18 protein-coding genes are annotated in these 18,036 nt (G+C 66.5%); 12 read left to right on the plus strand and 6 right to left on the minus strand.

From position 1 onward, the window contains the following. Positions 1-7: 7 nt before the first annotated feature. From ACZ5CM_RS03115 to ACZ5CM_RS03125, 3 genes are read left to right on the plus strand one after another with little or no spacing between them, the layout of a single operon-like run. Positions 8-1,957 carry a nitric oxide reductase activation protein NorD gene (locus tag ACZ5CM_RS03115; protein WP_464641178.1) on the plus strand — a complete coding sequence of 650 codons (1,950 nt, stop codon included), beginning with the start codon at positions 8-10 and terminating at the stop codon, positions 1,955-1,957. Beyond that, a complete protein-coding gene (locus ACZ5CM_RS03120) occupies positions 1,954-2,514 on the plus strand; it encodes a cytochrome c oxidase subunit 3 (protein WP_464641179.1) in 561 nt (186 codons plus the stop codon). The genes ACZ5CM_RS03115 and ACZ5CM_RS03120 overlap by 4 nt, the downstream gene beginning before the upstream one ends. 5 nt (positions 2,515-2,519) lie before the next feature. Beyond that, positions 2,520-2,810: a cytochrome C oxidase subunit IV family protein gene (locus ACZ5CM_RS03125; RefSeq protein ID WP_464641181.1), complete on the plus strand. Its 291-nt coding sequence runs from the start codon at positions 2,520-2,522 to the stop codon at positions 2,808-2,810. Between the two features lie 26 nt (positions 2,811-2,836). Here the strand turns inward: ACZ5CM_RS03125 and ACZ5CM_RS03130 are convergent, their stop codons facing one another. Next, the gene (locus tag ACZ5CM_RS03130) at positions 2,837-3,541 is read right to left on the minus strand and encodes a Crp/Fnr family transcriptional regulator (protein ID WP_464641183.1); all 705 of its coding nucleotides are present in this window, start codon (positions 3,539-3,541) and stop codon (positions 2,837-2,839) included. A gap of 183 nt (positions 3,542-3,724) precedes the next feature. Between ACZ5CM_RS03130 and hemA the strand changes: the two genes are divergently transcribed. From hemA to ACZ5CM_RS03160, 6 genes are all read left to right on the plus strand, one after another. Then, entirely contained in the window at positions 3,725-4,948 is a 1,224-nt protein-coding gene (gene hemA, locus ACZ5CM_RS03135; RefSeq protein ID WP_464641185.1) for a 5-aminolevulinate synthase, read from the plus strand. A gap of 18 nt (positions 4,949-4,966) precedes the next feature. After that, entirely contained in the window at positions 4,967-5,860 is an 894-nt protein-coding gene (locus ACZ5CM_RS03140) for an FAD:protein FMN transferase (RefSeq protein ID WP_464641186.1), read from the plus strand. Between the two features lie 124 nt (positions 5,861-5,984). Beyond that, positions 5,985-7,808: an FAD-dependent oxidoreductase gene (locus tag ACZ5CM_RS03145; protein ID WP_464641188.1), complete on the plus strand. Its 1,824-nt coding sequence runs from the start codon at positions 5,985-5,987 to the stop codon at positions 7,806-7,808. Beyond that, positions 7,805-8,842 (plus strand): NAD(P)/FAD-dependent oxidoreductase, encoded by a 1,038-nt coding sequence (locus ACZ5CM_RS03150; protein WP_464641189.1) that lies wholly within the window; start codon positions 7,805-7,807, stop codon positions 8,840-8,842. The genes ACZ5CM_RS03145 and ACZ5CM_RS03150 overlap by 4 nt, the downstream gene beginning before the upstream one ends. Next, entirely contained in the window at positions 8,842-10,647 is a 1,806-nt protein-coding gene (locus ACZ5CM_RS03155; RefSeq protein ID WP_464641191.1) for a 2-oxoacid:acceptor oxidoreductase subunit alpha, read from the plus strand. Before ACZ5CM_RS03150 ends, ACZ5CM_RS03155 begins: the two co-directional genes overlap by 1 nt. Before the next feature lie 2 nt (positions 10,648-10,649). After that, positions 10,650-11,531, plus strand: coding sequence for a thiamine pyrophosphate-dependent enzyme (locus ACZ5CM_RS03160; RefSeq protein WP_464641193.1), 882 nt, complete (start codon positions 10,650-10,652; stop codon positions 11,529-11,531). Positions 11,532-11,553: 22 nt separating this feature from the next. Here the strand turns inward: ACZ5CM_RS03160 and ACZ5CM_RS03165 are convergent, their stop codons facing one another. From ACZ5CM_RS03165 to ACZ5CM_RS03185, 5 genes are all read right to left on the minus strand, one after another. Beyond that, positions 11,554-11,979 (minus strand): globin domain-containing protein, encoded by a 426-nt coding sequence (locus ACZ5CM_RS03165; protein WP_464641195.1) that lies wholly within the window; start codon positions 11,977-11,979, stop codon positions 11,554-11,556. Positions 11,980-12,112: 133 nt separating this feature from the next. Next, complete coding sequence (gene cysG / locus ACZ5CM_RS03170) at positions 12,113-13,558, minus strand: siroheme synthase CysG (protein WP_464641196.1); 1,446 nt, start codon at positions 13,556-13,558, stop codon at positions 12,113-12,115. A gap of 10 nt (positions 13,559-13,568) precedes the next feature. Beyond that, positions 13,569-13,793, minus strand: coding sequence for a DUF6967 family protein (locus ACZ5CM_RS03175; protein WP_464641197.1), 225 nt, complete (start codon positions 13,791-13,793; stop codon positions 13,569-13,571). Then, a complete protein-coding gene (locus ACZ5CM_RS03180; protein ID WP_464641198.1) occupies positions 13,786-13,983 on the minus strand; it encodes a hypothetical protein in 198 nt (65 codons plus the stop codon). The genes ACZ5CM_RS03175 and ACZ5CM_RS03180 overlap by 8 nt, the downstream gene beginning before the upstream one ends. 2 nt (positions 13,984-13,985) lie before the next feature. Then, complete coding sequence (locus tag ACZ5CM_RS03185; protein ID WP_464641200.1) at positions 13,986-14,906, minus strand: TauD/TfdA family dioxygenase; 921 nt, start codon at positions 14,904-14,906, stop codon at positions 13,986-13,988. A 263-nt stretch (positions 14,907-15,169) separates the two neighbouring features. Here ACZ5CM_RS03185 and dsrA point away from each other — a divergent pair, with 263 nt between their 5' ends. From dsrA to tusD, 3 genes are all read left to right on the plus strand, one after another. Then, complete coding sequence (dsrA, locus tag ACZ5CM_RS03190; protein WP_464641201.1) at positions 15,170-16,474, plus strand: dissimilatory-type sulfite reductase subunit alpha; 1,305 nt, start codon at positions 15,170-15,172, stop codon at positions 16,472-16,474. A 72-nt stretch (positions 16,475-16,546) separates the two neighbouring features. Continuing rightward, the gene (gene dsrB / locus ACZ5CM_RS03195; protein ID WP_464641203.1) at positions 16,547-17,629 is read left to right on the plus strand and encodes a dissimilatory-type sulfite reductase subunit beta; all 1,083 of its coding nucleotides are present in this window, start codon (positions 16,547-16,549) and stop codon (positions 17,627-17,629) included. A 12-nt stretch (positions 17,630-17,641) separates the two neighbouring features. Continuing rightward, positions 17,642-18,034, plus strand: a complete 393-nt coding sequence (gene tusD / locus ACZ5CM_RS03200) for a sulfurtransferase complex subunit TusD (protein ID WP_464641204.1) — start codon at positions 17,642-17,644, stop codon at positions 18,032-18,034. The last annotated feature ends 2 nt before the right edge of the window (positions 18,035-18,036 follow it).

Genomic DNA, 18,036 nt, shown 5'->3' on the forward strand with positions numbered 1-18,036 from the left:
GCCGGCCATGCACCGGATCGAATTCGAGCCATGGGAACCCGAAGAAACGGTCGGGAAACTGTGGCACAAATTGGCCAGCCGCCTGGATGCGCCCGAGGCGCATGAAGGAGCCGCGGTCGACCTCGCGCAGGTCGGCGGGCGGCTGGCCGTTCTTTTCCGGGGGCTGGGCGGCTCTCCTTCGGTGGAGCTGCGCCCGGTCTCGGACGAGGTTTCCCGCCACCGGCTGAGCTGGCGGCGGCGTCTGGGCACCGAGGCCGAAGCCGTCCCGCGCGCCAGTTTCGACGGCGAGGTGCTGCGCCTGCCGGCGCGTCTGGCGATCTTCCCTTCACGCGAGGCGAACGGCGCGCTCTATGTCTGGCTGGCCGCCTGCGCGGCGCACGCGCCCGAGCGCGTGGAGGAGGACGACCCGTTGCGCGCCGATCTGGCCGCGCTGGCGGCGGTGCGGACGATGGTGGCCGATACCCTCGAGGACGCGCCGGGGCTGCGCCCCCTCTACGAGGCGCTGTGTGCAGGCATCCTGATGCAACGGCGCGTGCCCGATCTGCCCCCCGACGAGGCGGCGGTGGAAGAGGTGATCCGCCACATGCTGGGCGACCCCGCGCCGCTGTCGGAGCGCGCAAGCGGTTTCGAAACCGCTTGCCAGGCCACTTCGAAGCGGCTTGACCCGCAGCTGGCCGCGCCGCGCCGCTACCGGCCGTTCCGCCCGGTGGTCCTGTGGCCCGAGCTGCGCCCGGTGCAGTTTTCGGAGGGGCACGAGGTCGAGACCCGCGAAACCGAAGGCCCGCCCGAGGAGGGCGGCAGCGAAAAGACCCACCGTGCCCGCCGCCGCAAGTCGGACCAGGCCGAGCGCCGCGACAGCCTGATCCTGCACAAGTTCGAGGCGATTCTCAGCTGGGCCGAGTTTCTCAATCTCAACCGCCGGGTGGATGACGACGACCCGGACAACGCGAAGAAGGCCGCCGACGACCAGGAGGAAATCGGCCTGGGGCAGATCTCCAGGGCGCCGCCGACGCGGCTGAAGCTGCATCTCGACCTCGCCCCCGAGGATGTGGACCGCGAAAGGCTCTCGGGGCGGATCACCTATCCCGAATGGGACGTGCGCACGGGGGCGTATCTGCCCGATCACGTCTGCGTGCTGACCAGCCCGGTCGAGCCCCGTCCCGAGCAGGAGGCCTTTGCCCACGACCCCGCCGCCGCCCGCCGCATCCGTGCCGTGCGCCGCCAGTTCGAGGCCCTGCGACCGGGGCGTGTCACCACGCGCGGGCACCTCGACGGCGACGATCTCGACATCGAGGCCGCGGTGCGTGCCCAGGTGGATCGCGTGGCCAGCGGCGAGGGCAGCGAACGCATCTGGCTGCAATCGCGCCCCGAGGCCCGGGATCTCGCGGTCTCGATCCTGCTGGACGTTTCGCGCAGCACCGAAAGCGCGGTATCGGGCCGGGCGGTGATCGACATCGAACGCGAGGCGCTGGACGCGCTGGCCTGGGGGCTTGACGCCTGCGGCGACGATTTTGCCATTCACGCGTTTTCTTCGCTCAAGCGGCACCGCGTCTATGTGCAGAAATGCAAGGATTTCGGCGAACAGATGAGCGCCGAGGTCGAACGTCGCATCGGCAGCCTGCGCCCCGGTTTCTATACCCGGCTGGGGGCGGCCATCCGTCACGTTTCGGCCCAGCTGTCGGAACAGGACCGCAGACGGCGCCTGCTGCTGGTGATTACCGACGGCAAGCCCAACGATCTTGACCATTACGAAGGGCGCCACGGTATCGAAGATACCGCCATGGCCGTGCGCGAGGCCCGCCGGGCCGGGCATTCGGTGTTCGGCATCACCGTCGATGCCAAGGGCAAGGCGTGGTTTGCGCGGATGTTCGGTCAGGGCGGGTTCGCGGTGATCCCCGATCCCGAAAAGCTGATCTTCGCACTGCCCCGGATCTATCGCCAGCTGGTGGGCGCATGAGCGAAACCACAGGCGGCACAACCGCTTGGGACGACCTGCCCGGCGAACTGATGATGTGGGTGCTGATCGTCTCGGAGCTTCTGGTCTTCGGGGCCGGGCTGATCGCCTTTCTCGGCGTCCGCCTGTCGGACCCGGCAGGCTTTGCCGCCGCACAGGACCACCTGTTCCGCACGGGGGCTGCGCTCAATACCGTGGTGCTGGTCAGCAGCGGCTTTCTGGCCGCGCAGGCGCTGCGCTGGCGCGAGGCGGGGCGGCGTGCGGCGGCGCGTGGGGCGCTGGTGCTGGCGGCGGCGCTGGGGGTGGTCTTCCTGGTCGTCAAGGGCGCGGAATACGCGGCCAAGGCGGCCGACGGCATCGGTTGGGAGACGCACCCCTTCTTCACCTTCTACTACCTGCTGACCGGGTTTCATGCCGCCCATGTGGGGGCGGGGGTGGTTCTTCTGCTGCTGGTTGCGGTCAGGGACCACCCCCGCAACATCGAGGCCGGCGCCATGTTCTGGCACATGGTCGATCTGGTCTGGGTGCTGCTCTATCCGATCATCTATCTTCTGGCCTGATGCGCATGAGCCGCCTTCCCCGCCCCTCCCGCCGGCTGATCCGGGCCTGGGCCCTGCTTGTGGCGCTCAGCCTTGCGGCGGCGCTGGTCGTGGTGGCCGCCGCGAGCGCGGGACTGCCGCGACAGCTCGCCGGTGCGGCGATCCTGGCGTTGGCGCTGGCCAAGGCACGGGTGATCCTGGCCCGCTATCTGGGGCTGGAGGAGGCGCCGTCGTGGCTTTCGGGGATCACCTGGGTGACGGGTCTGTGGGCGCTGCTGGCGCTGGCGCTCTACCTGGTACCGGTTCTGACGGCCTGACCGCGGGGTTGCGGGCAGCGGCGCGGTCAGTGCCTGCTCCAGGCATGCGCCGGGTCTTCCTCGGCGAACTCGCGCAGCCGGTCCACGTCCTCGATCTGCGCGTGGTTGCGCTTGATCGTCACGCCGGCGGGCTTGAGCCGGGCGAATGCGCGGCTGAGGCTTTCCGGTTTCATGCCCAGCCGCCCGGCGATCAGCACCTTGTCATAGGGCAGGTTCACCGTGCAGCTCCCCTGGCTGACCTTGCACAGCGACAGCAGGAATTCGGCCACCCTCTGCGCCCCGGTCTGCGCCTTGAGCTGTTCGAGCTGTTCCACCAGCGAATGAAGATGGCTGAAGGTCGATGCGAGGATCGACACGCAGACATCTGGGTCTTCGTGCATCATCGCCACCAGAGAGGTCGCCGGGATGATCATGATCTCGCAGGCGGTCACTGCTTCGGCCGAGACCGGATAGGGGCCGTTGCGCAGTGCGACCGCTTCGCCGAAGCTCTGCCCGCGGGCGAAGACGCCGACCACGGCCTCGGCCCCGTTGTGAGAGACACGGTAAAGCTTCACCCAACCGTCCAGGACCACATGCACACCTTTCGCCGGTTCGTCCTGGAGGAAGATCGTCTCGCCCCGGTCGAAGTGATGGAACGACGCCCGGGCCAGCAGGGGTTCCACGTGCTGTTCGGGCAGGGACCGCATGAACAGGGACGTCCGTGCGATTTCCTTGTGCTTCTCGTATGCCACGCCCAAGCCCCATGATATGCCAGCCAAGCTGACAGGAAGCTTACAACGGGCGTCAGCGAACTGCTACCGATGATCTGCATGTTGGACGCCGGGAAACCTGCGGCAACTTGACAAATGTCATGGATGGGCAGGGGCGCAGGGATATCCTGCGGGAAAATCTGCCGCCAGCGGACGGAGGCCGCCATGCAATATCGGGAATATTTCAGGAAGCGTCTTGCCGACCTGAAGGAGGAAGGGAACTACCGGGTCTTCATCGACCTGCAAAGGTGCCGCGGGTCGTTTCCGGCCGCGCGCCAGCATGATGGCGGAAAGGTCCGCGAAGTGACGGTGTGGTGCTCTAACGACTATCTGGGCATGGGCCAGAATCCGAAGGTGCTGGCGGCGATGCACGAGGCGCTGGACCGCTCGGGCGCGGGGGCGGGCGGCACGCGCAACATCTCGGGCACCACCCATGATCACGTCCTTCTCGAACGCGAACTGGCCGATCTGCACGGCAAGGAGGCGGCGCTTCTGTTCACCTCGGGCTATGTGTCGAACTGGGCGGCGCTGGGCACGCTGGCGGCGCAGATTCCGGGCTGCATCGTGTTCTCGGATGCGCTCAATCACGCCTCGATGATCGAGGGCATCCGCCATTCGCGCGCGCAGAAGGTGATCTGGAAGCACAACGACCTTGCCGATCTCGAAGCGAAGCTGGCCGCCGCCCCGGCCAATGCGCCCAAGCTGATCGCCTTCGAATCGGTCTATTCCATGGATGGCGACATCGCCCCGATCCGCGAGATCTGCGACCTGGCCGACCGTTACGGCGCCATGACCTATCTCGACGAGGTGCACGCGGTGGGCATGTATGGCCCCCGCGGCGGCGGCATTGCCGAGCGCGAGGGGCTGATGGACCGCCTGACCGTGATCGAGGGCACGCTGGGCAAGGCCTTCGGCGTGGTGGGGGGCTATATCGCGGCCTCGGCCGATCTGGTCGATTTCGTGCGCAGCTTTGCCAGCGGCTTCATCTTCACCACCGCGCTGCCGCCGCATGTGGCCGCCGGGGCCGCGGCTTCGGTGCGGCACCTCAAGCAGTCCTCGGCCGAGCGCGACCTGCACAAGCGCCGCGTGGCCGAGCTGCGCGCGCGGCTGGACGCCGAGGGCATCCCCCACCTGCCCAACCCCAGCCACATCATCCCCGTCATGGTGGGCGATCCGGTCAAGTGCAAGTTCATCTCGGACACGCTGCTGGACGAGTTCGGCATCTACATCCAGCCGATCAACTACCCCACCGTGCCCAAGGGGACCGAGCGGCTGCGCATCACCCCCTCGCCGGTGCACAGCGAGGCTGATCTGGATCATCTCGTGGGGGCGCTCGGCGCGCTGTGGAGCCGCTGCCAGATGGCGCGCCGCCGGGTCGCCGCGCAATAGGGGGCTGCATTGCGACCCATGCTGACGCGCCGCAGATTCCTGACCATCAGCGCCGCGGCGGTGGCGGCCTCTCCGCTGTCGGCAGGGGCGGCGCAGGTGCGGCGCTGGCGGGGCGTGGCGCTGGGGGCCTCGGTGTCGATGATCCTCACCGGCCTGTCACGGCCCGAGGCGGGCGAGGTCTTCCGCGCGGTCGAGGCCGAACTGGCCCGGCAGGAGCGCATTTTCAGCCTCTTTCTTGCCGATTCGGAGATCTCCCGGCTCAACCGCACGGGGCGGCTCGACCATCCCTCGGCCGATCTTCTGGAGGTGCTGCGTCTGTCGGGGCGTCTTCATGCGGCCTCGGGCGGGGCCTTCGACCCGACGATTCAGCCCCTCTGGCAGGCGGTCGCGGAAGGGCGCGAGGCGCGCGCGGCCGCCGGGGCCGTGGGCTGGCGGCATGTAGCCCTTGACGGGGGTGCGGTGCATCTGACGCGGCCGGGCATGGCGCTCACGCTCAACGGTATCGCGCAGGGGCATGTGACCGACCGGGTCGCGGCGCTGCTGCGCAGGCGGGGGCTGGCGGATCTGCTGATCGACATGGGCGAGATTGCCGCCCTGGGCGCCCGTCCCGACGGGGCTTCATGGCAGGTGGGCGTGGCCGATCCGGCCGGGCGGATCGTGCGGCAGGTCGCGCTGCGCGAGCGCGCCATTGCCACCTCGGCCGTGCGGGGCACGCTGATCGGGGGGGCGCGGTCGCATATCCTCGATCCCCGGGCGCCGGCGCGGCCGCCGGTCAATGCCCTGGTTTCGGTCAGCGCCCAGCGCGCCGCGGTGGCCGACGGGCTGTCTACCGCGCTGTGCCTCGTTCCCCGCTCGGGCGCCGGCGAGGTTCTCCGCCACTTTCCCGGTGCCCGGCTGGAATGGCTCTCCTGAGCGGGGCAGTTGCAGGAATCATACGCGTGGTATGCATTCGTGCACCTCTCGAAAAGTTATCTGGACCGGCCCCGAACGCATCCTCTAACGTCAATCTGGAACAGGTTGAAACGAGGCGATCAAGATGGCGTTGACCAATCGCATCGGGCAGAACACCGACCTGAACCGCAATGGCCGGGACGCCGCTGCGGAAAGCGATGTTCACTATTCCCGCGATCCAAGAGATTTCGGCTGGCTGCGCGAGAACGTGCCCTGCCAGGCGGCCTGCCCTGCCGGGACCGATATCCCGGCCTACATCCTTGCGATCCTGGAGGGGAAATACGGCGATTCCTACGAGATCAACCGCGAGGCCAACGTGCTGCCCGGTGTCCTGGGACGCATCTGTTCGCGCCCCTGCGAGACCGAGTGCCGCCACGGCTGGCCCGGCAATGGCGAGCCGGTCAGCATCTGCCACCTGAAACGCTCGGCGGCGGACTTGAAACACCGCGGGCACCGCCTGAACGAAAGCCTGTATGGCCCTTCGGGCAAGAAGGTCGCCATCGTCGGCTCGGGCCCGGCCGGGATTGCCGCGGCGCATGATCTGTCGCTGATGGGGCACGACGTCACCCTGTTCGAACGCGAGGACGAACCGGGCGGCATGCTGCGCTATGGCATCCCCGAGTTCCGCCTGCCCCGCGACGTTCTGCGTGAAGAGATCCACAACGCGCTGCGGCTGGGGGTAGAGCTGAAAACCGGCGTCGCCATCGGCAATGGCGAGGGGGAAATACCGTTCTCGACCCTGCGCGCGGATTTCGACGCGGTGCTGCTGGCCACCGGCTGCATGGCCGCCACCGAACTGCCGCTGCGCGACGATCCGTCGGGCCGGGCGGTGGCGGATTTCGAGAATGTCGAATACGGGTTCGACTTCCTGCTGGACATGCACCGGGGCCGGCCGAAGAAGGTCGGCAAGCGCGTGGCGGTGGTGGGCGCGGGCTTTACCGCGCTCGACTGCGCCCGCGTGGCGCGGCGGCTGGGGGGCGAGGACATCTCGATCCACCTGCGCACGACGGAAGAGTACATCCCCGTCACCCGCGACGAGATTCTCGAGGCCAAGGCCGAGAATGTCGGCTTTCTGGGGCTGCGCACGCCGGTCGCGCTGAAGGGCGAAAACGGGCATCTGGAAGCGGTCGAGTTCGTCCAGAACCGCCTTGGCGGCTGGCGCGAGAACGGCCGCCGCAAGGCCATCCCGATCAAGGGGTCGGAATTCGATTTCGATTGCGACACCGTTCTGGTCGCCATCGGCCAGCGGACGGCGCATGATTTCCTCGATACCGAGTTGGAGCTGGATCGCTGGAAGAACGCCCGGACGGATGAAAACGGCATGACCTCGCTGGAGGGCGTGTTCGCCGCCGGCGATTACGTCAAGGGCGCCAGCACGGTGATCGAGGCGGTCGGACAGGGCCGCGAGGTGGCGCGTGCCATCGACACCTGGCTGATGGGCAAGCCGCGCCGTGTCCCGGCCGTGCGGATCGAGAAGGTGGACGCACCGCTGCGCGAGCGGGCCTGGGACTTCATCCCGCGCATTCACATGCCGACCGAGGATATCGAGGAACGCGTCGCCCACCTGACCGAAGAGGTCGAGCGGGGCTATGACGACGCTCTGGCCCATGAAGAGGCCCGGCGCTGCTACCTGTGCAACCTTCAGTACAAGATCGACATCGACAACTGCATCTACTGCCGCGCCTGCATCGAGGTTGCGCCCAAGAACTGCATCAAGATGGTCGAGGGGATCGAGATCCACGAGGACGGCACCTACGGCAAGTTGCTGGAAACCGGCGAATGGGATCATGTGGGTGCGATCTGGATCGACAATGTGGAATGCATCCGCTGCGGCGCCTGTTACGAGGTCTGCCCCACCCAGTGCATCTCGATCACCCGCAACCGGCTTTGCATGGTGGAGGTGGAATGATGGCCGCGCCCCTGCATCACGTCATCATCGGGTCGGGCAGCGCCGGTTTCGGGGCGGCGAAGACCCTGCGCGAAGGCGATCCGGATTGCCGGATCACCATGTTCACCATGGACGGCATTCCCTTCTATCATCGCTACGAACTGCCCGAGATCTTCCGGGGCCGGACCGACTGGCGCGACTTGCTGGCGGTGCCGCCTTCCTTCTACGACGAACACCGGATCAACCTGCGCCGGCGTTGCCGGGTTGTGGATGTGGATGGCGCGGCGCATACGGTCAGCCTGGCGCATCAGGAGACCGTGCCGTTCGACAGCCTGCTGGTCGCCGCGGGCGGGCGCGCCTACCTGCCCGAGAACCTGACCGGCCAGGCCGACCTGATCCACGGCTTCGGGTCATTCGAGGCGGCGATGAAGGTCCATCGGGACCTGCCGAAGGGCGGCACGGTCATCATGATCGGTGGCGACATGATCGGGATCGATCTGGCTCTGACGCTGCTGTCCACCGGCTATTCGGTGACGCTGATCGTCAACGCCCAGACCTTCTGGCCGCACGAGCTTTCGGCGGACGAGCGCGCGCCCTTGCTGGACGTCCTGCGGAACAAGGGGGTGAGGGTGATCGAGAATGCCCGCCCGGTCGGAATTTCCGCCCGCAACTCGGGGGCGCCGGCACGTCAGGTGGCACTCGACGACGGGAAGGAGGCCGAGGGCGACGTGGTCATGGCCTTCTGCGGGCTGGCCAGTTCGGTGGAATTCATGCTGCGGGCGGATGTGGACATCGAGCGGGGGCTTCTGGTGACCCCCGAGCTGCGCACCACGAACGAGGCGATCTGGGCTGCCGGTGACGTCTGCCAGATCTGGCATGACGGGGACAAGGCCTACAAGTTCTATCACGGCTGGAAGAATGTCCGCGTCATGGGCGAGCTGGCCGCGCGCAACATCCAGGGCGCGCATGAACCCTTCGACGTCGATGTCGAGGACCGCATCTGGGTCGGGGAGGATGGCGAGATCCACTCGACCTTCTGGACGAGGGAAGCGTGATGAACAAGGCCGGAACCGATATCCAGTTCGCCATCTGCGGCTCGGCCGGCGACGGCACCATCGCCGCCGGAGACATCATGAAGCGCGCGGCCGCGGCGATGGGTTTTCACGTCATCGCCTTCGATGTCTATCCGCCGGAAATTCGCGGTTTCGGCAAGTGCATCTCGCGCATCCGCGTCTCCAGCGAACAGGCCTATTCGCTGAAGGAGCAGACGGATGTGTTCGTGTCGCTCAACGACGGACACGCCATCCCGCATGTGGGCGAGGTGCGCGACTTCGGCGCGGTGATCTATGACGATCACCTGATCGCACCGGTGCCCGAGGGCGGGCATGTCAGCGCCCATGTCAGGCCCGCGCAGATCCCCTACGGGCTGCCGATCCGGCAGATCTCGGAACAGGCGACCAATTCCGCCCGCAGCCGCAACATCGTGGTTCTGGGCTTTGTCGCCGGGCTTCTGGACATGCCGCCCGAGCCCTTCCACAAGGTGGTGAATCAGAAATTCGCCACCAAGCCCCCCGCCGTGGCCGAGGCCAACATCAAGGCCTTCGATGCCGGCTTCGAGGTCGGGCGCAAGGTGTTTCGCCTCGACGATGTCGAGGTGGGCTCGGCGCCCGAGGCCGACCGGGGCGAGGCGGTGATGATGACCGGCAACGGGGCGATTGCCCGCGGGTTCCTCGAAGCCGGGATTCAGAGCTATTTCGGCTATCCGATCACGCCGGCCACCTCGATCATGGAGCGGCTGGCGGTGGAGCTGCCCAAGGCCGGAGGCAGGTTCCTTCAGACCGAGGACGAGATTTCGGCCATTTCCGCCACCATCGGCGCGGGCTTTGCCGGCTCGCGCGCGGCGACGGCGACCTCGGGGCCGGGGCTGGCGCTGATGACCGAGATGCTGGGGCTGGGCGTGATGGCCGAGGTGCCCGCGGTGATCGTGTGCAGCCAGCGCGGCGGGCCCTCCACCGGCTTGCCGACCAAGACCGAGCAGTCCGACCTCAACCTTGCCGTCTTCGGCGGCTCGGGCGATGCGCCGCGCATCGTCATCGCGCCGACCAATGTCGAGGGCTGCTATCGGTGTGCCGGCATGGCTTTCGAGATTGCCGAGGCGTTCCAGGTGCCGGTGATCCTGCTGATCGACCTTTACCTGTCGAACCGCTATGAAACCGTGTTCCCGTCCGGCAGGAACGTGTTCGCCCCCAAACCGCGGCAGGCGCCCGAGCGCAAGGAGGGCGAGGAATACAAGCGCTTCGCCCTGACTGAAAGCCACGTCTCGCCCCGCGCGCTGCCGGGTGATCCGGGCATGATGTACACGGCGACGGGGCTTGAGCACAACGAACTGGGCAAACCCGGTGACGTGCTGCACATGGAGATGAATGCCAAGCGGCACGAAAAGCTCAAACCCGCGACCCGCTATCCGGGGCTGACCACCTGCAAGCGGTTCGGCGGCGAGGGCAAGGTCGATGTCGGCATGTTGGGCTGGGGGTCCACCTTCGGCGAGATCCTGGAGGCCATGTTCGAGGCGCAGGAGGAGGGGATCAGCTGCTCGGCGATGAAGGTGGTCATGCTGTCTCCGCTGCCCGAGGAAGAGCTGCGCGCCTTCTTCGACGATTGCAAGGTGGTGCTGGTACCCGAGGTGAACTATCAGGGCCAGTTCGCCAATCTGGTCTCGGGGGCGCTGGGCCGGCCGGTGGTGCGGCTGGACCGGACCTGTGCCACACCGATGGCGGTTGCCGACATCCTGGCCGAGCTGCGCCGGCTGGCGCGCGAAGTGAATGAACCGGCCCACGCGGCTGCGGGCGGAGGAGCCTGACCATGAACGAACGTGTCGAACCGGTCTATCTGGAAGAGAAGCTCGAAGAGATTCGGGCCGACGGCCATCTGCGCTATCGCTCGAAATCGCTGCCAACATGGTGCCCGGGATGCGGGTATTTCAGCATGGCCGACGGGCTGACCGTGGCGCTGAACCGGCTGGGGCTGGACAACAAGGACGTGGTGGTGGTCTCGGGCATCGGCTGCGCCTCGCGCTTTCCGTTCTTTGTCAACACCTACGGGTTTCACACCCTGCATGGCCGGGTGCTGCCGGTGGCGACGGGGGTGAAGATCGGCAATGACGCGCTGACCGTGATCGCCGTGGGTGGTGATGGCGATGCCTTCGCCATCGGAGCGGGGCACATCCCGCACGCGGCGCGGCGCAACGTGGACATGACCTATCTGGTGTTCGATAACGGCATCTACGGGCTGACCAAGGGGCAGACATCGCCCACCTCGGCACTGGGTTTCAGAACCTCGTCCACGCCCTATGAAAACGGCGACATGCCGCTCAATCCGCTGCTGATGCTGCTGAGCTACGAGGCCAGCTGGGTCGGGCAGGCCTATGCCGGCCGGCCGCATCACCTGACGGACATGATCACCGCGGCGATCGAGCACAAGGGCTTTTCCTTCCTGCGCATCCTCTCGCCCTGCGTGACCTTCGACAAGACCGACAACACCTATCGCAATCTCGGCATGAAGGTGCGCGATCTTCCCGAAGACCACGACCCCTCCGACCGGCTGGCGGCGATGGCGCTGGCCATGGAGGAGGATCACCCGGCGCTGGGCCTGTTCTTCCGCGAAGATCGGGATACGCTGGGCGAAGTCATGCTGGATGCGGCCCGCAAGGCACAGGCAATGAATCTGGCCCCGAAGGGGCTGTGACCGGAGCGGCCCGCCGGCGGGATCAGTCCATCTTTCCGACCTGGATCATTGCCTTTGCGATCTGGCCGTAGGCCTTGCGCCAGGCCGTTTCCATTTCGGCGGTGAAATCCGGGCCCAGCAGTTCCTTGAACGTGTCGATCAGCGCCTCGCCCATGGTGTCGAAGTCGATCGCATGAACCCCCAGCGCACCATGGGTGCGGGCCAGCGGCTCAAGGACATCCGCCACCTCGCCCGGCTGTCTCAGCGCGTTGACGATGGTGCGCAGGGTCCGCATGAACCGCATTCCCTGTCCGCCGATATCCTCCCGGAAGAGGGGTTGCAGGTTCGGATCCCGTTCGAAAAGCTTTTCGTAGAACAGGGTCGGCTGGGCGAACAGCTCTTCCGACCGGGCCATGGTAAAGGCTTTTTCGACGAGTTCGATTTCCTTCTCCGAAAGATTTATGGGCATGGTCCTGCCTCTTTCTCGACCACCTGCTGCCCGTACCGGCACACCGAGCCGGAACACGGACGGGATTACCGTTCCAGTTTACCCGCTTTTGCCTGCGAATGCCCTGCGATGTGTCCGGATGCGGCAACGCGCCTCACGCCGAAATGTCGGGCGTGGTGTCGGCCGCAAGGCGCATGGCGTGCGATGTCCGGTCGAGGCGTTTCCAGTTCAGCCGCTCGCGCAGCGACACGACCGAGCCGATGATGATCATGCAGGGGCTTTTCAGCCTGGCCTCGGCCACTCGGGCGGCGATGTCGGACAGTGGCGCGGTGACGACCTTCTGGTCGGGGCGGGTGCCGTTCTGGATCACCGCCACCGGCGTGGTCATGTTCACCCCGCGTTTGGCGAAGCCCTCCACCAGCGCCGGCAGGTTGGTCAGCCCCATGTAGACGGCCACCGTCTGGCCCTTGCGGATCAGCACGTCCCAGTCGAGATCGAGCACCCCGTCCCTGCCGTGGGCGGTGACGAACAGGCATGATTGCGCGTGGTCGCGGTGGGTCAGCGGAATGCCCGCATAGGTGCCCGCCCCGGACGCGGCGGTGATCCCCGGCACCACCTGAAAGGCGATGCCAGCGGCGGCAAGCTCCTCGATCTCCTCGCCGCCGCGGCCGAAGATGTAGGGGTCGCCCCCCTTCAGGCGCAGCACCCGGTTGCCCTCGCGCGCAAGGCGCACCATCAGGGCCGAGATGTCCTCCTGCTGCATGGTGTGTTCTTTCGGCAGCTTGCCGACATAGATGCGCTCGGCGTCGCGGCGCACCAGGGCCATGATCTCGTCGCCCACCAGCCGGTCATACAGCACCACGTCGGCGCGCTGCATCAGCCGCAGCGCCTTGAAGGTCAGCAGGTCGGGATCGCCCGGCCCGGCGCCGACGAGGTAGACCTCGCCCACGGGGCGGGACTGGCCCGAGGCCTCGGCCTCGAGATCGTCGATGATCTGCGCCTTGGCCCGGTCCTTCGCCCCCGAGAGGAAGAAGTCGCCCGCCGGGCCTTCGATCATGCGCTCCCAGAAATGGCGGCGGGCGCGGCCCGAATCGATGGTTCGGGCGATGACCGAACGGAAGCCGCTGGCAAATTCCGCCAGCCGGCCGAAGGCGGCGGGCAGGGTGGCCTCGATGCGGGCGCGCAGGATGCGGGCGATGACCGGCGCCGTGCCCCCGGTCGAGATGGCGACCACGATGGGCGAGCGGTCCACGATCGAGGGGGTGATGAAATCGCATTTCTCGGGCAGGTCGGCGATGTTGCACAGGATCTTCGCCGCGCGGCACCATTCGTGCAGGCGCTTGTCGCGGGCGCGGTCCTCGGAGGCGCCATATGCCACGGCGCAACCTTCCAGGTCGGCTTCGCGCGGCGCGCGGCGGTGGATGACCAGCCGCTCGCGTCCCTCCAGCGCCAGGAGCTCGTCCTCGGGCTCGGGGTCGAAGGCCTCGACCGTCGCGCCGCAGTCCAGCGCGCGCTCCACCCGGCGTGCGGCGACGGTGCCGCCGCCATCCACCACCACCTTGCGCCCGCGGACATCGAGAAAGATCGGCAGGTAATCCATTTCCGTTTTCCTATTGCATCGTATCGGTGGCCGATCCATCGGCCGCGACGGTCAGGATTTCGGCCAGATGGCGTGCCGAATCCGCATCCATGTCCACCTGGGTAATGCGCTTGCCTTCGATCAGGATCAACCGCACCATCCGCAGCCCGCTGTCAAAGGTCACCTCGCGGATCCGGGCGCGGCGCCGGAAGGGCAGCTCCAGTTCGGCGATGTCGCGCAGGGTTTCCTCAGCCATAGCTGGTTCCCCGCGTGAAGGCCGCCTCCAGGATCCACTCCCATTTGCGCGGGGTGTCGCGGTAGTCGGGCTTGATGTCGAATTCCATGAACATTTCCCCCGATTCACCCAGATGCGCCACCAGCTGTTCGAGTTCCTCGAAACTCTGGACCTCCGGGTGCGACAGGATCAGGTCGCTCAGCTTCGCCATTGTCAACTCCTTCCGATGCGGTTGTGGAAACGGACCCGGTAGAGCAGGCGGGAACGCATGGCGTCCTCGCCCGGGTCGAATCCGGTCCTGTCATGCAGGACGTTGTTGTTCAGGATGCCCTGTCCCGCGGCAAGCCGGAGCCTGCAGGTCAGCGGGTCGCCGCGGTCGAGATATTCGCGCAGCCAGGCCTCGGCCGCGCGGGTCGTCGGATCGTCGCGCCATTCGATGGAGCGGGTGCGGGCGGTATAGCGCATTTGCAGCCGCCCCGTGCCCGGATCGGGGTAGAAGACCGGGCCGACCGAGGCCGGGCGCAGACGGCCGTCCGGCTCGCGGTTTTCGGGGATGGTCATGGCCTGCGGGTGCAGCAATGCGCGCAGGTAGTCCGGGTGATCGTCGCGCAGGCGGATATACAGGATTTCCGGGTCGAGGATGCGGTTTTCGCCCCCGCTTCCGGCGGCGCGCACGCAGTGCAGCACGAATGCCGATATCCGGTCGGAGGGGGCGTTGTAATATCCGTCCGTGTGCCATTTCAGCGGCCTGGTCGAATAGGGGATGTAGCCGCGCTTGCCGGCCTCGTCCGAGGGCTGGAGCGCGACGATGCCTTCCTCGCCGGCGGATCTGTGGGCCTCGGCGATGCGCAGGCCGAAGGCGTCTGCGAATCGGCGCAGGGCGGGGGCGGTGGCATCGGAATCAGGCGGGGACGGGCAGACGTAATGGGCGAAATTGACCGCCTCGCAGCGCCGGATCAGCTCGATTCTTGCGGATTCGGACGGTTCGGCAAGCGATGGCACCTCGACCGGATCCAGCGCCAGCATGTGTTCGCAGACCGCAAGCTTGGCATCGCGCCAGGCGCGGTAGGCATCGTCATTCCCGAGGTCAAGCCACTTGAAATCGTTCAGTTTTTCTTCCATCGCCTGCATCATGTGACCTCGCATCGGGGTTCGTTTCTTTTCCGTCCATAGCAGAATTTTGCACAACTTGACCGATCCGGTGTCGGTTTTGGTTGATTATTACATTCGATTATTACAATGTATAGATATTAGCGATTGGGAGGTCGCAGGCAGAGCTGGCTCCGGGCGAGGAGGGAAAGAGGCGCCCGAAATTCCGAGCCGCTCGGGCTGCCTGCATGTTCCAGCCGTAATGTGTGCCGGAGACGGCGAGACGTGACATGCTAGGGAGACGCGCGATGAAAGACGGCGATCCAAGGGACGACAATTCGGTCAACCGCGAGGGGATTCACCCGACCCCGCATCTGGACCAGCTCGAGGACGGCCCCTGGCCCAGCTTCGTGACCGGCCTCAAGCGGCTGCGCGACGAGGGGGCGCCGAACAACCGGAAAATGATGAACGACCTCCTGGGTCAGCTGAACCATTCCTACGAGAAGCGGCTGGGCTTCTGGAAGGGCGGCACCATCTCGGTCTTCGGCTATGGCGGCGGGATCATCCCGCGCTTTTCGGAAGTGGCCGACCAGTATCCCGAATCCAAGGAATTCCACACCCTGCGGGTGATGCCGCCGGCGGGCTATCACTACACCACCGACGTGCTGCGCAAGATGTGCGACATCTGGGAGCGCCACGGCTCGGGGCTGATCGCCTTCCACGGCCAGTCGGGCGACATCATGTTCCAGGGCTGTTCGTCCGATTCGGTCCAGCCGGCCTTCGACGAGCTCAACGAGCTGGGCTTTGACCTCGGCGGCGCCGGCCCGGCGCTGCGCACCGCCATGAGCTGCGTCGGCCACGCCCGCTGCGAGCAGTCCTGCTATGACGAGGTGCGGGCGCACCGGACGATCATCAATTCGCTGCTGGACGAGATGCACCGCCCGTCGCTGCCCTACAAGTTCAAGTTCAAGTTCTCGGGCTGCGCCAATGACTGCGTGAACGCCATCCACCGCGCCGATTTCGCGGTGATCGGCACCTGGCGGGACGACATCAAGATCGACCAGGAAAAGGTCAAGGAGCACATCGCCAGGGTGGGCCGCAAATACACCATCGACACGGTGGTGAACATGTGCCCGACGCGGGCGATCTCGCTGCATGACGACGACACGCTGGAGATCGACAACAAGTCCTGCGTGCGCTGCATGCACTGCATCAACGTGATGACCAAGGCGCTCAGCCCCGGCGACGACCGCGGCGTGTCGATCCTGATCGGCGGCAAGCGGGCGCTGAAGATCGGCGATCTGATGGGCATCATGGTCATCCCGTTCATGAAGCTCGAGACCGACGAGGACTTCGAGAAGCTGGAGGAATTCGCCGAGAACGTGGTGGAGTTCTTTGCCGACAACGCGCTGGAGCACGAGCGCGTGGGCGAAACCATCGACCGGATCGGCCTGCCGGCCTTCCTCGAGGCGCTGGGCATCGACCCGGATCCGAACATGGTCAACCACCCGCGGACCTCGTGCTATGTGCGCACCGACGACTTCGATGAAGAGGCGGAGAAGTGGTTCGAGCGCAAGGCGCGCGAGGCGGGCCTGCAGATCAGCGCCGAGTGATCACCGGCAATCAATGAACAGACAGGCCCGGCCGGGGCGGCGGCTCCGGTCCGGGCGAGGAGGACAGAGAACATGAACGAACAGGCCGCAACCCCCCGCATGCCCGACGAAGTGGGTGTGCCGGATCCGTTCCCCTACATGCACCCGGTGATGAAGGCCAATTACGGCAACTGGGACTGGCACGACCGGCCGCGCCCGGGCGTTCTGCGCCATGTCTCGAAATCGGGCGACGTGATCTATACCGTGCGCGCCGGCACCCAGCGGCAGATGGACGTGTTCACCATCCGCAAGCTGTGCGACATCGGCGACAAGTATGCCGACGGCTATGTGCGCTTCACCACCCGTTCGAACATCGAATATCTGGTGGCGGACGAGGCCAAGGTCCAGCCGCTGATCGAGGCGCTGGAGGCCGAGGGCTTCCCGGTGGGCGGCACCGGCGCCTCCGTCTCGATGGTCTCGCACACCCAGGGCTGGCTGCACTGCGACATTCCCGGCACCGACGCCTCGGGCGTGGTCAAGGGGCTGATGGACATGCTCCACAAGGAGTTCGTGACCGAGCAGATGCCCAACCGCCTGCGCATCACCACCTCGTGCTGCCAGATCAACTGCGGCGGCCAGGGCGACATCGCGGTGAACGTGCAGTACACCAAGCCGCCGAAGATCAACCATGATCTGGTGGCCAATGTCTGCGAACGCCCTGCGGTGGTGGCCCGTTGCCCGGTGGCGGCGATCCGTCCGGCCATGGTCAACGGCAAGCCGTCGCTGGAAGTGGACGAAAAGAAATGCGTCTGCTGCGGCGCCTGCTACCCGCCCTGCCCGCCGATGCAGATCAATGGCGAGGATTCCACCAAGATCGCGATCTGGGTGGGCGGCAAGCACTCCAATGCGCGCTCCAAGCCGACCTTCCACAAGCTGGCGGTCGCCAACCTGCCCAACAACGCCCCCCACTGGCCCGAGGTCAAGGACGCGGTGCGCCGCATCGTCGAGGCCTACAAGGCCGACGCCAAGCACTGGGAGCGCATGGGCGAATGGATCGAGCGCATCGGCTGGCCAGCCTTCTTCGACAAGACCGGGCTGGCCTTCACCAAGCACCACCTGGACACCTGGACCGGTGCGCGCCACACCATGAACCACTCGGCCCATGTCCGCTTCTGAGGCAGGTGAATCGTGAAGATCGGAGTAGTCATCAGCGAAGGGCCGTACACGCACGAGGCGGCGGATACGGCCTACAACTTCGTCAAGGCGGCGCTGGCTGCCGGGCACGAGGTGCCGCGCGTGTTCTTCTACCACGACGGCGTGAATGTCTCGACGCGTCTGAGTGTGCCGCCGCAGGACGAGCGGCACATTCAGAACAACTGGACGGAACTGGCGCGTGAGCATGGCATCGACCTGGTCGTGTGCATCGCCGCCGCCCAGCGGCGCGGCATCCTCGACAGGAACGAGGCCGAGCGGCAGGGCAAGGACACCGACAACATCGCCGAGGGCTTTCGCATCTCGGGGCTGGGTCAGCTGATCGAAATGGGCATCCAGACCGATCGTCTGGTCATGTTCGGCGACTGAGG

This window comes from Piezobacter thermophilus (assembly GCF_055386745.1).

Coding starts and splice junctions, on each gene's coding strand:
- ACZ5CM_RS03115 (WP_464641178.1), top strand. CDS start 8: ATGCACCGGATCGAATTCGAGCCATGGGAACCCGAAGAAACGGTCGGG.
- ACZ5CM_RS03120 (WP_464641179.1), top strand. CDS start 1,954: ATGAGCGAAACCACAGGCGGCACAACCGCTTGGGACGACCTGCCCGGC.
- ACZ5CM_RS03125 (WP_464641181.1), top strand. CDS start 2,520: ATGAGCCGCCTTCCCCGCCCCTCCCGCCGGCTGATCCGGGCCTGGGCC.
- hemA (WP_464641185.1), top strand. CDS start 3,725: ATGCAATATCGGGAATATTTCAGGAAGCGTCTTGCCGACCTGAAGGAG.
- ACZ5CM_RS03140 (WP_464641186.1), top strand. CDS start 4,967: ATGCTGACGCGCCGCAGATTCCTGACCATCAGCGCCGCGGCGGTGGCG.
- ACZ5CM_RS03145 (WP_464641188.1), top strand. CDS start 5,985: ATGGCGTTGACCAATCGCATCGGGCAGAACACCGACCTGAACCGCAAT.
- ACZ5CM_RS03150 (WP_464641189.1), top strand. CDS start 7,805: ATGATGGCCGCGCCCCTGCATCACGTCATCATCGGGTCGGGCAGCGCC.
- ACZ5CM_RS03155 (WP_464641191.1), top strand. CDS start 8,842: ATGAACAAGGCCGGAACCGATATCCAGTTCGCCATCTGCGGCTCGGCC.
- ACZ5CM_RS03160 (WP_464641193.1), top strand. CDS start 10,650: ATGAACGAACGTGTCGAACCGGTCTATCTGGAAGAGAAGCTCGAAGAG.
- ACZ5CM_RS03165 (WP_464641195.1), bottom strand. CDS start 11,979: ATGCCCATAAATCTTTCGGAGAAGGAAATCGAACTCGTCGAAAAAGCC.
- cysG (WP_464641196.1), bottom strand. CDS start 13,558: ATGGATTACCTGCCGATCTTTCTCGATGTCCGCGGGCGCAAGGTGGTG.
- ACZ5CM_RS03175 (WP_464641197.1), bottom strand. CDS start 13,793: ATGGCTGAGGAAACCCTGCGCGACATCGCCGAACTGGAGCTGCCCTTC.
- ACZ5CM_RS03180 (WP_464641198.1), bottom strand. CDS start 13,983: ATGGCGAAGCTGAGCGACCTGATCCTGTCGCACCCGGAGGTCCAGAGT.
- ACZ5CM_RS03185 (WP_464641200.1), bottom strand. CDS start 14,906: ATGATGCAGGCGATGGAAGAAAAACTGAACGATTTCAAGTGGCTTGAC.
- dsrA (WP_464641201.1), top strand. CDS start 15,170: ATGAAAGACGGCGATCCAAGGGACGACAATTCGGTCAACCGCGAGGGG.
- dsrB (WP_464641203.1), top strand. CDS start 16,547: ATGAACGAACAGGCCGCAACCCCCCGCATGCCCGACGAAGTGGGTGTG.